The organism is Streptomyces sp. B8-7, from assembly GCF_058833805.1.
Map to the genome: position 1 here is coordinate 173,782 of NZ_JBYRRL010000002.1, position 15,789 is coordinate 189,570.

Sequence of the window (15,789 nt, forward strand, 5' to 3'; positions counted from 1 at the left end):
CGAACAACCCCGCCCCACCCCGCGTTGATTGTCCGAATCGGACAAGTCTGTCGATCAATGGCCGTCTTCGTTGTACTCGTCCTACCGAACGGATCCGAACAGCAGAACGGCCGTTCACCTGCCTGCTCGAACGGGCGGTAGGACGAGTAGCGAGGTGGCAGAGCATGACCAACCATGAGGTCGAGGTCCTGGCGATCGGCGCCGGCCCGTCCAACCTGGCCCTGGCGGTGGCGATCGAGGAGTCCGGCGCCACGGGCCTGGCATCCGACACCCTGATCCTGGAGCAGCACCCGGACGTCGTGTGGCAGCGCAACCTGCTGCTGCCGTTCGCCCGCAGCCAGGTGTCCTTCATCAAGGACCTGGTGACGCTGCGCAACCCCCAGAGCCGGTTCTCCTTCCTCTCCTTCCTGCACGCCAAGGGCCGACTCGACGAGTTCGTCAACCTCGGCACCTTCAACCCCTTCCGCAAGGAGATCTCCGAATACCTCCAGTGGGTGGCCAACTCCCTGGACCACGTGGACATCCGCTACAACACCAAGGTGCAGGGCGTCACCCCGCGCAAGGCCGACGACGGCACCGTCGTCGGCTGGCGGGTCAGCCTCGCCGGCGGTGACACCGTGGACGCCCGCGACCTCGTGGTCGGCACCGGCCGCGACGCGCACATTCCCGCGGAGTTCGCCGACCTGCCCCGCGACCGGGTCATCCACAGCACCCAGTACTCCACCCGGATCGCCCAGTACCCCATCGACCGGCCCGTGCGGGTCGTCGTGATCGGCGCCGCGCAGAGCGCCGCCGAGATGTTCGTCTCGGTGCACCAGGACCTGCCGCTCAGCCAGCCGACCCTGGTGCACCGCTCGATCGGCCTGATGAACTACCAGACCAGCAAGTTCGTCAACGAGCTGTTCTTCCCGTCCTTCGTCGACGAGTTCCACTCCAGCTCGGCCCAGGCCCGCAAGCAGATCCTGGACGAGGTGAGGCTGACCAACTACGCCGGTCTGGCCGCGCCGTTCCTGGACCAGACCTACATGATGCTCTACGAGCAGAAGCTGACGGGCTCCCAGCGCTCCGCGGTCCGCTCGATGACCGAGGTCGTCTCCGCCCGCGAGGAGGACGGCGAGGTCGTCCTGATGCTGCGCGACCGCAAGACCGGCGACGTCGAGCCGTGCCGCTGCGACCTGGTCCTGCTCGGCACCGGCTACGACCAGCGGATGCCCGCCATGGTCCGCAAGCTCGCCGGACAGGTCGGCCTGGACGACGTCTCCGTCAACCGCCGCTACCGGGTCCAGCTCGGCGACGAGACCCGCGCCGGCCTCTACCTCCAGGGCTTCAACGAGGCCACCCACGGCATCTCCGACTCGCTGCTCAGCGTCCTCGCGCAGCGCTCCCACGAGATCACCAAGGACCTGCTGGACCGCCGCAGCGTGGCCGCGACCGCAGGGGCCCGCTGATGGAGATCCGCCGACTGGACCGAGCCGGCCTCACCCCCGCCTACGGCATCGAGGGCGAGCGCCTGAAGCCCTGGGACGTGCTCAACGCCCCCTTCGAGGGCGCCTGGTGCGTCGTCCGGGCCGGGGGCGAGTCCACCCCGCACCACCACCACGAGTACGAGATCTTCATCGCGATGAGCGGCAGCGCCGCCCTGGTGGTGGACGGCGAGCAGCACGAGTTCGTCGCCGGCGACATCGTCCACCTGCCCCCGGGCTGCACCCACAAGGTGGTCAACCCCTCCGCCGAGGACTTCGAGTACTACGGGATCTGGTGGGACTCCGGCATGTCGGAGGACTTCCTGACCCGCCATCAGAAGGAGACCGCAGTATGAGCAAGCGTGTGGCGGTGATATCCCCCGCCCCGACCGCCAACGGCGATCTGCACCTCGGGCACCTGGCCGGGCCGTTCCTGGCCGCCGACGTCTTCACCCGCTACCAGCGCGCCGCCGGCCGGGACACCGTCTTCGGCTCCGGCGCCCAGGACACCTCCACCTTCGTGGTCACCACCGCCCGGCGGCTCGGCACCACCGCGAAGGCCCTGGTCACCGACTCCACCGCCAAGATCGAGGCCACGCTCGCCGCGATGGGCATCGAGGTGGACGGCTTCACCAGGGACGAGGAGCGCTTCACCAAGGCCGTGCTGAGGTTCGTCAGCCGGCTGCACGAGGAGGGCAGGCTCGTCCTGCGGCCCACCCTCTTCCCCTACTCGCCCGCCACCGGGCAGTACCTCGTCGACGGCTTCGTCAAGGGCGGCTGCCGCAACTGCCTGGCCGAGGGCTGCGCCGGACTCTGCGAGAGCTGCGGCCACCCGCTCCCGGCCGGTGAACTCATCGACCCCCGCTCCACCGAGAACCCCGAGGAGGTCCTCGAACTGCGCGAGGTGCCCGTGCTCGTGCTCCCCCTGGAGGAGTACCGGGAGCAGCTGCGCGAGTACTTCGCGAGCACCGGCGCCGCCCTGCGCCCGCACATGGCGCAGGCCGTCGCCGAGATGCTGGCCCGGCCGCTGCCCGACTTCCCCGTCACCTACCCGATCTCCTGGGGCATCCCCGCCCCCTTCCCCGAGGTCGCCGGGCAGTCGGTCAACCCCAACGCCGAGACGATGGCCTGGTCCATCCACACCACCGGCGTCGCCGCCGAGCGGCGCGGCGAGGTCCTCGCGGCCGACGACCAGATGTGGTGGCCGGAGTCCGGGACCGAGGCCGTCTACTTCCTCGGCTTCGACAACACCTTCCCGTTCGCCATCGCCGGGGCGGCCATGCTGCTCGCCCTGCAGGACCGGTACGCCCTGCCCGCCCGGTTCGTCACCAACGAGTTCTACGAGCTCGAACACCAGAAGTTCTCCACCAGCCGGGGCCACCTGGTCTGGGGGCGGGAGCTCGCCGAGCGGCTCCCCCGCGACGTGGGGCGCTACCACCTGGCCGCCACCAGCCCCGAGAACCAGCGCACCGACTTCGGCTGGCCGGCGCTGCCCGCCGTCACCGGAGCCCGGCTGATCGAGCCGTGGAACCGGGTCGCCGCCAGGGCAGCCGCCTGGGCCGGGCAGACCCTGCCGGTGTCGGCCGCCTCCCGTGAGGCCGCCGACCGGATCACCGAGCGGTTCGCCGCCTCCTACGAGCTGGACACCTTCAGCCTCGTACGGGCGGCGGAGACGCTGGCCGAGCAGCTGGGCCGGCTGGACCGCTGGGAGCCGGCCGAGGCGCAGGCGGGCGACTTCTGCCACCAGGTGGAGGCCGTGCTGCGCAACGCCGCACCGATCCTGATCGACCTCGCCGAACAGGCCGGCATCGACACCCGGCTGACCCGCGGCGACCGGACGACCGAGATCACGGTGCGGGAACTGCCGCGGCTGGACGGCGGGGCGGTGTGACATGCCCACCGACGCACGTCGGGTCCTGGTGGTCGGCGCCGGTGTGACCGGACTGCTCTCCGCGGTACGGTGCGCGCTGGCCGGACACCAGGTCACCATCCTGGACCGGGACGCCATCCCGAACCCCGGCTCCACCTCCTTCGACCAGCACCGGGCCGTCCGCGCCCTGGACACGCACGACCTCGCCGCGTCCCGGCGGATCGCGGTGGCGCACCGGCGCTGGATGGGGCTGGAGGCGCTGACCGGCGCCAGGTTCTACCGCCGGGTCGGCATGATCACCGCCTGGGCGGCCGACGAGGTCGACGAGGTGATGTCGGCGGCGAAGGCCGTCGACCTCCCCGTCAGCGTCGTGGAACCGGACACCCTGCCCCACGTCCGGTTCCCGGAGGGCTCCGTCGGGGTGCTGGAGCGGCACGGCGGCATCCTGCTGGCGGACCACGCACTGCAGGTGCTGGTCCGCTGGCTGACCGAGCAGCCGAACGTGACGCTCCGCCCCTGGCAGGAGGTCAAGGCGGTGGACGCGGAGACCGGCCGGGTGTACCTGCCCGACGCCGAGATCCTCGACGCCGACCTGACCCTGGTCGCCACCGGCCCCTGGTCCAAGGACCTGGTCGACCTGCCGATGGTGCTGCACCGGCAGACGCTGGTGTACCTCAAGCCGCCGGAGCAGCTGGCCGAGGCGTGGGAGCACACCCCCGGCGTCGGCCGGATCGGCACCTCGGGGCTGGCCTGGCTGCTGCCCCCGGGCGACGGCACGCTGCTGAAGGTCAGCTCCGCCACCGCCTGCCGGGAGGCCACCGTGGTCACCGCCGGCACGCCGGAGGAGGAGCGCCAGTGGGCCGAGCAGGTGCTCTCCGAGCAGTTCCTGGGCGAGCCCGACCGGTACACCGTGATGGCGGTCAAGCGCTGCCACTACCTGGTGGACGCCCAGACCGGCTCCGCCCACCTGGTCCGGATCGGCCCGAGCACCTGGGCCCGGACCGCCAGCGGCGGGGACGGCTTCCGCACCGCGCCGCTGGTCGCCGAACGGATTCTCGAAGCACTCACCACCGACTTCCGGGAGGAGACGATATGACCGCCGACGACCGCGTGCTGCTGGTGATCGGCAGCGGGCTGAAGGTCTACCGCGAGTACCTGATCGAGTCCGCGGCCCGGCGGGCCGCCGAACTCGACCTGAAACTGGTGCTCGTCAACAACCTCAAGCCCACCTGGCAGCAGGAGTACTTCGACGAGATCACCGTCGTCAACGTCTTCGACCACGACGAACTGCGGGCCGCCGCACGGGAGATCGCCTCCCGCCGGAACGTCGTCGGGCTGTTCTGCTACGACGAGCCGCTGGTGATGCCGTCCGCCGAGCTGGCCGCCGAGTTCGGCGTCCCGGGCCTCGGCCCCGACGGGGTGCAGGGCTGCCGCGACAAGCACCGCACCCGGTCCCTGCTGACCGCGGCCGGCCTGCCCCAGCCCGGCTTCGAACTCACCGACACCCTGGAGCAGGCCCGGGCGACCGCGGCCCGCATCGGCTACCCGGTGGTCGTCAAGCCGCGGGCGCTCGGCGCCTCGATGGGCGTCGTGCTCGCCGAGGACGAGTCCCAGCTGGACCAGGCCTACCTCGTCGCCTCCAACGCCAGCCTGGTCGGCGACGAGCCGTACCGGGGCGGGGCGATCGTGGAGGGCTACGCCGACGGCCCCGAGATCAGCGTCGACGGCGTCGTCCACCAGGGCGAGTACCGGGTGATGTTCGTGGCCCGCAAGGAGACCGGCCACCACCCGTACTTCGAGGAGGTCGGCCATGTCGTGGACGCCGCCGACCCGCTGCTCGCCGACCAGGAGCTGACCGACGTCCTCACCAAGGCGCACGAGGTGATCGGCGTCGAGAACGGCCTCACCCACACCGAGGTCAAGCTCACCTCCCACGGCCCGGTGATCATCGAGATCAACGGCCGGCTCGGCGGGGACCTGATCCCCTTCCTCGGCCGGATCGCCACCGGCATCGACCCCGGCGAACTGCTGGTGGAGGTCGCCTCCGGACACCGTCCGGACACCTCCTTCACCCGGCACGGCGTGGCCGGCATCCGCTTCGGCTACCCCGCCGAGGACGTCACCGTCCGCGCGGTGCGGGTCCCCGAGGGCCTGCCCGGACTGGTGACGGCCTCCCCGATGGTGGAGCCGGGCACCGAGCTGCGGCTCCCGCCCGGCGGCTACCTGGCCCGGCACTCCTTCGTGGTGTGCTCCGGCGAGGACCGGCAGACCTGCCGGGAGCGGCTGGACGCCGCCGTCGCGGCCGTCGGGCTGGACGCGGAGCCGCTGGAGCGCAAGGACGTCACCGCACGGCTGGAGATGCCCGCCGGACTGCTGGACGTGGACGAATGACCATCGACTACGACGGACGCCGGTTCCGCAAGCTGGCCGCCGCGGACGGGGTGACGGCCCGCTACCACCAGAAGGGCGACCTGGTCTGGGCGGACTTCGCCGGCGGACCGGTCCGGCGGGGCAGCGTCAACGGGGTCTGCGGTCCCGACGGCACCCTCCGACTCGCCTACACGATGGTGCTGACCGGGGGCGACGTGATCTCCGGCAGCACCGTCAACACCCCCGAGCGCGGCGCCGACGGCGGACTGCTGCTGCGGGAGGAGTGGGAGCGCTACGGGCCGCACGCCGAGACCGGAGTCTCGTACCTGGCCGAAGTGACGGAACCGGAGGAAGCCCGATGACCGACTGGCAGAGCCTGCGCGAGCAGGTCGACGGAACGGTGCGGCTGCCGGGGGAGACCGGCTTCGAGGAGAACAGCAGCGCCTTCAACAAGCGCTACGCGGACGTCCGCGCCGCCGGGGTCCTCTCGGTGGCGAGCGTCCGGGACGTCGCCCGGGGCATCGCCTGGGCCCGCGGGCAGGGCATCCCGGTGGTGGCCCGCGGCGGCGGCCACAGCTACTCCGGCCAGGCCGCCACCACGGGACTCGTGCTCGACCTGCACGGTCTGAACACCGTCGCCGTGGACCCCGACCGGGAACTGGTCACGGTCGCCGGCGGGGCCCGCTCCGGCGACCTGTACGCCGCGCTCCAGCAGCACGACCTGGCGGTGCCGCTGGGCAACTCCGACGAGGTCGGCATCGGCGGCCTCACCCTCGGCGGCGGCGTCGCCGCGGTCTCCCGGGCCTTCGGCCTGACCTGCGACTCGCTGGTGGAGACCGAGGTCGTGCTCGCCGACGGCACGGTGGTCACCTGCAACGAGACCGACCATCCCGACCTGTTCTGGGCCTGCAAGGGGGGCGGCGGCGGCAACTTCGGCGTCAACACCTCCTTCACCTTCCAGGCCCGCCCCACCGTCCCCAGCGCCACCTGCCTGCTGCTGTGGCCGCTGGAGGACGCCGAGGCGGTGCTGCCGGTCATGCAGCGCATCATGCGGGACGCCCCGGACCGCTTCGCCGCCCGGATCGGCGTCAGCCGCTCCGCCGGCGACGACGGGGTCGTCTCGGTGATCGGCCAGCACCTGGGCCCCGCCTCGGAGCTGCGCGAACTGCTCGCACCCGCACTGGCGACCGGCACCCCGTCCAAGGCCGACATCGAGGACCGCACCTACTGGGAGGCGAAGGACTACCTGCGCCACGAGACCTCCGGCGACCCCTTCGCGGTCCGCACCCGCACCATCGGTGAGCCGCTCACCGAAGCCGGCGTCGACACCCTCCTCACCGCCCTCGCCAAGTGGCCGGGCAGCAGCAACCCCGACGGCGCCGGCATCGCCCTGTTCACCTGGGGCGGCGCCATCAACCGGGTGCCCGTCACCGAGACCGCCTTCCCCCACCGCGACGTCCTCTTCCTGATCTCCATGGACGCCTCCTGGTCCACCGACGACCCCGCGGACGTGCGGCAGGCCAACCTCGACTGGCTGACCGACCTGCACGCCGCGATGGGCGAGCACGCCCGGGACGCCTCCTACGTCAACTTCGCCGACCCCGACCTGACCGAGGCCCAGAGCGCGTACTACGGGCCCAACCTGGACCGGCTTCGAGAGATCAAGCGCCGCTACGACCCCGACCGGGTCTTCACCTTCCACCAGGCCGTCTAGCTTCAGAGAAGGAGCGTCATGTCACCCGATCTGCGCGGCGCGATGCGTAATTTCGCCACCGGAGTGTGCGTCGCCACCACCTACGCGGACCACGAGGGCCTCCGCCGCCACGACGCGGTGACACTCAACTCGCTGTCCTCGGTGTCGCTCGACCCGCCGCTGGTCTCCCTGTCGCTGCACCGCGACTCCCAGTTCCTGGGCGATCTGCTGGAGACCAAGAAGTGGGCGGTCTCGATCCTGGACAGCGACGCCGAGTCCCTGGCCCGGCAGCTCGCCAGGGGCCGCGGCGACCGCGCGGAAGCGGTCGCCGCCCTGCGGGCCAACCCCGGGCCGGCCACCGGAGCCCTGATGCTGGACGCCCAGAGCGCCCTGGAGTGCGTGCTCTGCGACAGCTTCGACCTCGGCGACCACACGATGGTCATCGGCGAGGTGGTCTCCACCGGCATCCGCGACCACCAGCCCCCCCTGCTCTTCCTGCACGGCAAGTTCCAGCAACTGGCGACCGCTTCCACCAAGGAGTCCTGAACATGACGAACAACCGAGCGGTCCCCAACACCGCCGCCGGCATCCTCGCCGCCGCCAAGGCGCTCGCCCCGCAGCTGCGTGAGCGCGCCACCGAGATCGAGCACAACCGCCGCCTGCCCGCCGACGTCGTCGAACTCATCCGCGCCACCGGCGCGTTCCGGATGGGATTCAGCCGCGCCTGGGGCGGCCCCGAGCTCACCTCCGCCGAGCAGACCGAGGTGGTCGAGGCCCTCGCCTACGGCGACGCCTCGGCCGGCTGGGCGGCCATGATCGGCATGGACTCCGGCCTGTACGCCTCCTTCCTCGACGAGACCGTGGCCAAGGAGATGTTCCCCCGGCTCGACATGACCACCGCCGGACTGCTCTTCCCCACCGGCCGCGCCGAGAAGACCGACGGCGGCTACCGCCTCACCGGCCGCTGGCAGTTCGGCAGCGGCATCACCCACGCCGACTGGGTCATCTCCGGCGCCTTCATCTACCAGGACGGCGAGCCCTGCCTGGCCGACGGCGCCCACGACTCCGTCCTGCTGATGGTGCCGCGCTCCGAGGTCGAGATCATCGACACCTGGAACACCACCGGCCTGGCCGGCAGCGGCAGCTGCGACTACGCCATCCACGACGTGTTCGTCCCCGAGGGCCGCACCCTCACCTTCGGCACCGTCCGCGGCGACGAGGGCCCGCTGGCGCAGCCCGAGGTCCACATGCGCAACATGCCCGGCGTGCCCCTCGGCGTCGCCCGCGCCGCCCTGGACTGGGTGCGCGAACAGGTCGTCGCCAAGTCCCGCCCCGGCGGCGGAGGCTGGAACGACACCTGGCGGGTGCAGGTCACCCTCGCCGAGTGCGAGGCCGACTTCCACGCCACCCGCAGCGCCGTCTACGCCGCCCTGGACCGCCAGTGGCAGGTGCTGTCGGCGGGCGGCACCCTCGACGACCTCACCTCCGAGGAGCGCGCCGCGCTGCCGCTGTCCCGGCTGCACGCCTTCCGCACCGCCCGCTCCATCGTGATGAAGCTCTACGACCTGATGCAGACCGCCGCCATCTACAAGCCCAGCCCGCTGGACCGCTGGCTGCGCGACACCATGACGATGTGCCAGCACGTCGTGGCCCAGGACAAGATCCTGCAGTCCGCGGGCGCCCACCTGCTCGGCAGCCGGCCCAGCTTCCCGCTCAGTCTCGGGATCACCTCCTGACCGGGCCTGCCCCGGCACCACCCGCACCTCCCCCGCACCTCCCCCGCACCTCCCCCGCACCCCACCACCGGAAGGACACCCGCATGACCGGTCTCCTCGCGCCCGAGGCGAACCCGACCCGGCGCAAGGCGCGCCTGCGCAACTTCGCGATGTGCCGCCCCGACCATTTCGAGGTCACCTACAGCATCAACCCCTGGATGGACCCGCAGAAGCCCACCGACAGGGAACTCGCCCTCGCCCAGTGGGAGAACCTCCGCAACCTGTACGCCGAACTCGGCCACTACGTGCAGACCATCGACGCCGCCCCCGGGCTGCCGGACATGGTGTTCGCCGCCAACGGCGCCCTCGTGGTGGACGACAAGGTCCTCATCTCCCGGTTCCGCCACCCCGAGCGCCAGGCCGAGGCCGAGCTGTGGGCCGCCTGGTTCCGCGACCACGGCTACCGGGAGGTCGTCCAGGCCGACTACACCAGCGAGGGCGAGGGCGACTACGTCACCACCCGCGCCGCCATCCTGGCCGGCAACGGCTTCCGCTCCGACCCCCGTTCCCAGGCCGAGGCCGAGGCCCTGTTCGACCGCCCGGTCGTCAGCCTGAGACTCGTCGACCCGCGCTTCTACCACCTGGACACCGCGCTCGCCGCCCTCGACGACGACCACATCGTCTACTACCCCGGAGCCTTCGACGCCGAGAGCCTGCGCGCGCTGCAGACGCTGTACCCGGACGCCGTCCTCGCCGACGAGGAGGACGCCCTGCTCTTCGGGCTCAACCTGGTCTCCGACGGCTGCAACGTGATCCTGCCCGAACCCGCCACCGCCCTGGCCGCCGCACTCCGCGACCACGGCTACCTCACCCACCACGTCGACCTGTCGGAACTGCTCAAGGCCGGCGGCAGCGTCAAGTGCTGCACGCTGGAGATCCGCCACCCCTGACCCGCACCTTCCTCCGCCTCTGGAGAAGCCATGACCGAACAACCCTGGATCATCGTCGGATACGTCAACGTCCTGCCGTACATCAAGGAGTTCGCCCCCGGCTCGGTGATCGTCGTCGACGAGCCCGACGTGATCCGCAAGCGCGACGTCAAGAACGCCCTGGAGGGCGCCGGGATGCTGCGCGAGCTGATCGAATGGGAGTACCAGCTGCCCGCCGCGGCCGACGAGTTCTACAACACCTACCCCGACCTCGACCCGGCCGTGGTCGCCCCGCTCGTCGAGTACGCCACCCCGTTCGCCGCCCGGCTGGCCGAGCGCTACGGCGTGCCCGGCGCCGGCGCCGGGGCGTCCCAGGTGCTGCGCGACAAGTCGCTGCTGCGCCGCGTGTCCCGGGCCGCGGGCGTCCTCAACCCGGCCTCCGCCGAGGTCGCCTCGCCCGACGAGGTGCGCGCGTTCGCCGCCGCCCACCCCGGCTCCCTCGTCCTCAAGCCCGCCAACCGGCAGGCCTCCGTGGGCACCAAGGTGCTGCACTCCCTGGACGGCCTGGACTCCACCTGGGCGGAGTGCACCAGCCAGGACGAGGGCAGCTTCGTCCCGGACCGCGAGCGCGAACTGCGCATGCTGATCGAGGAGTTCGTCCAGGGGGCCGAGTACAGCGTCGAACTCCTCGTGCACGAGGGGGAAGTGCTCTTCTCCAACGTCACCGGCAAGCTGCTCTACCCCGGCCCGCGCCCCATCGAGCGCGGCCACACCGTCCCGGCCGCCGGCATCCCGGACGAGCTGAACGAGCTGCTGGTCTCCCAGACCGAGACGGTGGTGCGCGCGGTCGGCTTCGGCAGCGGCATCGTGCACTGCGAGTGGATCGTCAGCGACGGCCGCCCGTACCTGGTGGAGTGCGCCGGCCGGTTCCCCGGGGACGGCATCCCGATGCTCATCGAGGAGGCCTACCGGATCAACCTGGCCGGAGCCTTCTACGAGGTCATGCAGGGCCGCCGCCCCGAGCGGCTCCCGCAGTCGGCGGCGGGCGGCGCCGCCGTCCGCTTCATCGACGCCGAGCCCGGCGAGGTCGTCACCGTCGACGGCACCGAGGAGGCCGGCAAGCTGCCCGGTGTGCTCTCGCTCTCCCTGCATCTCGCCCCCGGCGACACCGTCCGCGAACTGCGCAGCTCCTGGGACCGCGTGGGCTCGGTGATGACCCGGGGGGCCACCTCGGCGGACGCCCTGGCCAACGCGGAGGCGGTGGTCGACGCGATCCGCATCGCCACTGCCTGAGCGGGTGCCCGAGGCCAGGCCGCCACGATCCGCAGGACGGCACCACCACCGCACGACGGCACCACCCGCGCCGGGACTCCACGCCACCCACGGCACCCCGCACACCGGGGCACCGTCCGCACGACGGCACGACGCCACGACGCCACGACGCCACGTCGGCGCGTCGGCGCGTCGGCACGGCGGCACGACGGCGCGACGCCACGACGCCACGACGCCACGTCGGCGCGTCGGCGCGTCGGCGCGTCGGCGCGTCGGCACGGCGGCACGACGGCACGACGGCACGACGGCACGACGGCGCGACTCACACCACGGCACCGCGGCGCACCACGGCACCACCCGCGCCCGGCGGCCGGCGGCCGGCGGCGAGGCCGGAGATGGCTGCCCTTGGACGGGCACCACCGGACTCGCCGCTTCCGGCTGTCACCCGTCCGGGTCCCCACCCGGCGGAACAAGGCCCCCGGCCCGGCAAGGCCCCCTATAATCCAGGGCATTGACACAGGGGGACGTATGGCGCAGGTAGTGATGTGTCACGGCATCGGTTACCAGTACAAGCATCGGGAGACGTCACTCACCGGCTGGTACGAGGAACTGCGCCGCTCGATGCACGACGCGGCGCTGCCCGTGCCGGCGCCCGGCCAGGTCGACGCCGTCTACTACGGCAACTGCTACCGCAGCCTCGCCGGCAAGGGCGTTACGGCCGACGAGGACGAGTTCGCCGGCATCCCCGGCCTCACCTCCGACGACGTGACGCTGCCGCTGGAGAGCGAACTGCTGGAGGCCTTCGCCGAAGGACTCGGCCCCGCCCCGGCGGGCGGCAAGGGCATGGTCCAGGCCGCGCTGCGCCGGCTGGCGAGGTCCGAGAGGCTCGGGCGTCCGGCGGAGGAGTGGGTGATCTGGCTGGTCCGCCAGGTGCGCCGCTACCTCGACCCCGGGGACGGCGTCCGCGCCTGCGCCCAGCAGCGGTTCGCCCGCGTCGTCACCCCCGGCACCAGGGTCGTCGTCGCCCACTCGCTCGGCTCCGTCGTCGCCTACGAGGCGCTGTGCGCGCACCCGGACTGGAACGTCGACACCTTCGTCACCCTCGGCTCACCCCTGGGACTGGGCACGATCCGCGACCGCCTGGTGCTGCCGGACGACGTGACCTGGCCGCCCGTCCGCCGCTGGGTCAACATCGCGGCCGAGGACGACCCGGTCGCCCTGGTCAAGAAGCTCGCCCCGCTCTACGGCGACCGCCTGGAGGACCGGCCGGTCGTCAACACCCCCTGGTACAGCCCCGCCAAGTACACCCTCGGCGGTCACGCCCTGCCGCGCTACCTCACCACCGCCGAACTGGCCGAGTCCGTCGCCGACGCGCTGAGAGCCCCCGAGCGGTGACCGTCGCGGCGGAGCAGGGCGGGGCGGGCGCCGCGCGTGCCGAACGCGTCGCCCTGGTCCTGGGATCCAGCGACTTCGGCGGCGGCTTCGAACGGCTGATCCGGGTCCCCGACGAACTGCGCATGATGAAGGCCGTCCTGGCGGAGACGGCGGGCTACGCCATCCACCCCGACTCCCGCCTCAACCCCTCGAAGACCGAACTGGAGGGCAGCTTCCGCCGGGCCGTGCGCGGCGACGGCGCCACCCCGCCCCCCGACGTCCTGCTCTTCTACTACTCCGGACACGCCTTCGAGAACAGCAGGGGCACACTCACCATCGCCGCGGCCGACAGCCACAAGGACGCGGACGAGACGCTCTTCGAGGTCGACGCCCTCTTCAAGGTGCTCACCGCGACCCGCAGGCCCCGCCCGCGCGAGGTGGTCATCCTGCTCGACGCCTGCCACGCCGGGCTCGCCGTGGCCCACCTCGAGAAGCGGGTCGGGGAGGAGCGGGTCAGGGGCACGCCGCTGCCGGTCCTGACCGCCATCGGCGCCATCGACCGCCTCCGGGAGGCCCGGCAGCTCCAGTTCGTCGACTCCTTCGCCGCGGCCCTGCGCACGACCGTGGCCGGCGACGAGGAGAAGTACCTGCCGATGGCGCGGCTGTGCACCGAACTCACCGTCCGCATGAAGCAGCTGGACGGCGACGAGGGCCCGCCGCTGCCCGAGCCGCTCCAGGCGGCCGAGGAGTCCCGGGCGTTCCTCAACCCCCGCTACCTGCCCCGGACCCGCCTACGCCGCCCGCTGGAGGCCACCGAGTCCAGCGGATGGGCGTTCTGCGGGCGCGCCGCGGCCGTCGACGCGGTCGTCTCCCACCTGACCGACGGGGCCGGGGAAGCCCTGTTCGTCACCGGGGCGGCCGGCTCGGGCAAGTCGGTGCTGCTCGACTGGATCCACACCGGCTCCCGCGGCGGCAGGCCGCTGCCGTCCGGCCCCGGCGCCCCCGGACCCGCCCCGCGGAACTGCCTCGACACCCTGGTGGACGTCCGCGGGACGACCCTCGACGGCGTGCTGTGGAAGCTGGACGCCCAGTACCCGGTGCACGACTCCGACGAACTCACCGCCCAGACCCTGCTCGACGCCGTCGCCCGCGCGGCCGAGCAGCGGCCCCTCCGGCTGTGCTTCGACTCCCTGGACGCCGCCCGCGACCCCCACGAGCTGTACGCCACCCTGCTGGCCCCGCTGGCCGCCCTGGACAACGTGGGCGTCGTGCTCGCCGGCAGCAGCGTCCCGTCCGGCTTCACCGGCCGCGTGGCCGACCTCGCCGGGCCCGAGTTCTTCGCCGCACAGGACGTCGCCGCGCTCGTCGCCCACGTGCTGCGCCACCGCGCCGGCACCCGGTGGGGGCACGAGAACCAGCAGACGGTCGACGACATCGCGCACAAGACGGCACAGGCGGCCGGCCGGTCCTGGCTGAGGGCGTATCTTTTCGCCGTGTCCTTCAGCTCCGAGGACCCGGCCGACGCGCGGCTGCAGGCCGACAAGACCACCGCGGACCTCTTCCTGGAGCAGCTCGGATCGCTCGCCGAGGACGAGGACGACCCGCGGTGGGCACCCGACCTGCTGCTCCCGGTGGCCCTCGCACAGGGTGAGGGCCTGCCCGCGGACGGACTGCTCTGGACGGCCGTGGCCGAGGCCGTGACCGGCCGGAGCGTGCCGCCCGCCGAACTGGCACTGCTGCAGGACAAGGCACGCGAGATCCTCGCTGCTCCGGAGGGCGGCATGCACGGACACGGCTGGCGGTTCCAGGGTTCCGCCCAGGCCGAATACCTCGTCCGCGACCGGGGGGAGGCCACCGCGCACGCGGCGTTCGTCGACGCCATGACCGGCCGGCTGCCCAGGCGCGCCTCGGACGACTCGCCCGACTGGACGGCCGCCGACCGCTACACCCGCGAGCACTTCGCCCACCACGCCCGGCTGGCCGGACTGCTGCGCGGCTACCTCGACGACCCCGAGTTCCTGCTGATGATGAACGCCGAGGCCCTGCACCGGGCGCTGACGCTCACCCAGGAGGACGCCCGGGACCCGGTCGCCCACGTCCGCCGGCTCTGCACGGAGCTGCGCCGCGCGGACCGCACCGACGGCAACACCCTGTCCCGGGTGGCCCTGCTCGCACAGGTGCACGGGCTCTCCGGCCTCGCCCGGCGGGCCGCCGAAGCGGCCAACGGCTGGCAGCCCTCGCTCACCTACCGACAGGGCCCGGTCCGCACCGTGCACTGCCTGCCCGGCGGAGGCGAGGTCCTGCTCGACGACGAGGGCGACGTGCAGCTGCGCACCGGCACCGCCTGGCGGAGCGTCGGCCTGCCGCTGCGCCGCGGCGTGGTCACGACCACCTCGCTGATCGACGCGGGCGGCCCCGCCCTGTTCGCGGGGGAGGTCACCGGCCGCGCCTGGGTCCAGCGCCTCGATCAGCCCGACGCGTGCCAGGTCTTCGACGACCTGGAGCTCGACTGCGAACTCGTCGCCTGCCGACTGACGGAGGCAGGCCTGCTGTTCGCGGGCACCGAGGGCTGGCAGTGGCGTGCGGACGGCACCACCGGCCCCGTCGTCCCCCGGCGCGACCTGCGCCTGGGCGGGGCCACGGCCGCGGTCGCGGACGGCGTGCCGCACGTCGCCGCGCGCACCGCGCGGGAGGTCTGCGTCTGGCGCGCCGACGGCACCTTCCTGCACAGCTACCGGCCCGACCAGAGACGGGCCCTCACCGCCATCGCCTCCGACCACGAGGGCGTCTACACCGGCGCCGGCGACGGCACCGTGCAGTGGACGTCCTGGGACGGCGCCTGGACCGAGGACGTCACCCGGCACGGCAGCCCGGTCGCCCAGCTCCGCGTGCACGCCGACGCCGACGGCCCGCTGCTGGTCAGCGCGGGCAGCAAGGGCGACATCCGGCTGACCCCGCTCCCCGGCAGCACCGGGACACCGTACGAAGTGGTCCTCGGGCTGAACGTCAGCTCCGTGGACGTCGACAGCTCCGCGGACATCGGCGCGCAGCAGCGGCTCGTCGTCGGCACCAGCGCGGGCGTGGTCCGTATCGCCCGCTGAAC

Annotated in this window: 13 protein-coding genes; all 13 read left to right on the forward strand. The window is 72.6% G+C overall.

What is annotated here, in order from left to right:
- The first annotated feature begins 164 nt into the window (after positions 1-164).
- The 13 genes from AC5K6T_RS09700 to AC5K6T_RS09760 all read left to right on the forward strand — a co-directional run bounded on the left by AC5K6T_RS09700 (position 165) and on the right by AC5K6T_RS09760 (position 15,787).
- Positions 165-1,448, forward strand: coding sequence for a lysine N(6)-hydroxylase/L-ornithine N(5)-oxygenase family protein (locus AC5K6T_RS09700; RefSeq protein WP_493207586.1), 1,284 nt, complete (start codon positions 165-167; stop codon positions 1,446-1,448).
- Positions 1,448-1,819, forward strand: a complete 372-nt coding sequence (locus AC5K6T_RS09705) for a cupin domain-containing protein (RefSeq protein ID WP_493207587.1) — start codon at positions 1,448-1,450, stop codon at positions 1,817-1,819. Before AC5K6T_RS09700 ends, AC5K6T_RS09705 begins: the two co-directional genes overlap by 1 nt.
- Entirely contained in the window at positions 1,816-3,354 is a 1,539-nt protein-coding gene (locus tag AC5K6T_RS09710; protein ID WP_493207589.1) for a class I tRNA ligase family protein, read from the forward strand. The genes AC5K6T_RS09705 and AC5K6T_RS09710 overlap by 4 nt, the downstream gene beginning before the upstream one ends.
- Before the next feature lies 1 nt (position 3,355).
- The gene (locus tag AC5K6T_RS09715) at positions 3,356-4,429 is read left to right on the forward strand and encodes an NAD(P)/FAD-dependent oxidoreductase (RefSeq protein WP_493207590.1); all 1,074 of its coding nucleotides are present in this window, start codon (positions 3,356-3,358) and stop codon (positions 4,427-4,429) included.
- Positions 4,426-5,724 carry an ATP-grasp domain-containing protein gene (locus tag AC5K6T_RS09720; protein WP_493207591.1) on the forward strand — a complete coding sequence of 433 codons (1,299 nt, stop codon included), beginning with the start codon at positions 4,426-4,428 and terminating at the stop codon, positions 5,722-5,724. Before AC5K6T_RS09715 ends, AC5K6T_RS09720 begins: the two co-directional genes overlap by 4 nt.
- Positions 5,721-6,065, forward strand: a complete 345-nt coding sequence (locus AC5K6T_RS09725) for an avidin-fold protein (RefSeq protein WP_493207592.1) — start codon at positions 5,721-5,723, stop codon at positions 6,063-6,065. Before AC5K6T_RS09720 ends, AC5K6T_RS09725 begins: the two co-directional genes overlap by 4 nt.
- On the forward strand, positions 6,062-7,417 hold the full coding sequence (locus tag AC5K6T_RS09730; protein WP_493207593.1) for an FAD-binding oxidoreductase: 1,356 nt from the start codon (positions 6,062-6,064) through the stop codon (positions 7,415-7,417). The genes AC5K6T_RS09725 and AC5K6T_RS09730 overlap by 4 nt, the downstream gene beginning before the upstream one ends.
- 18 nt (positions 7,418-7,435) lie before the next feature.
- Entirely contained in the window at positions 7,436-7,942 is a 507-nt protein-coding gene (locus AC5K6T_RS09735) for a flavin reductase family protein (protein ID WP_493207594.1), read from the forward strand.
- A 2-nt stretch (positions 7,943-7,944) separates the two neighbouring features.
- A complete protein-coding gene (locus AC5K6T_RS09740) occupies positions 7,945-9,132 on the forward strand; it encodes an acyl-CoA dehydrogenase family protein (RefSeq protein ID WP_493207595.1) in 1,188 nt (395 codons plus the stop codon).
- 83 nt (positions 9,133-9,215) lie between these two features.
- A complete protein-coding gene (gene ddaH / locus AC5K6T_RS09745; RefSeq protein WP_493207596.1) occupies positions 9,216-10,061 on the forward strand; it encodes a dimethylargininase in 846 nt (281 codons plus the stop codon).
- A 30-nt stretch (positions 10,062-10,091) separates the two neighbouring features.
- Entirely contained in the window at positions 10,092-11,333 is a 1,242-nt protein-coding gene (locus tag AC5K6T_RS09750; RefSeq protein WP_493207597.1) for an ATP-grasp domain-containing protein, read from the forward strand.
- Between the two features lie 507 nt (positions 11,334-11,840).
- Positions 11,841-12,707 (forward strand): lipase family protein, encoded by an 867-nt coding sequence (locus AC5K6T_RS09755; protein WP_493207598.1) that lies wholly within the window; start codon positions 11,841-11,843, stop codon positions 12,705-12,707.
- A complete protein-coding gene (locus AC5K6T_RS09760; protein ID WP_493207599.1) occupies positions 12,704-15,787 on the forward strand; it encodes a caspase family protein in 3,084 nt (1,027 codons plus the stop codon). The genes AC5K6T_RS09755 and AC5K6T_RS09760 overlap by 4 nt, the downstream gene beginning before the upstream one ends.
- Positions 15,788-15,789: the final 2 nt, after the last annotated feature.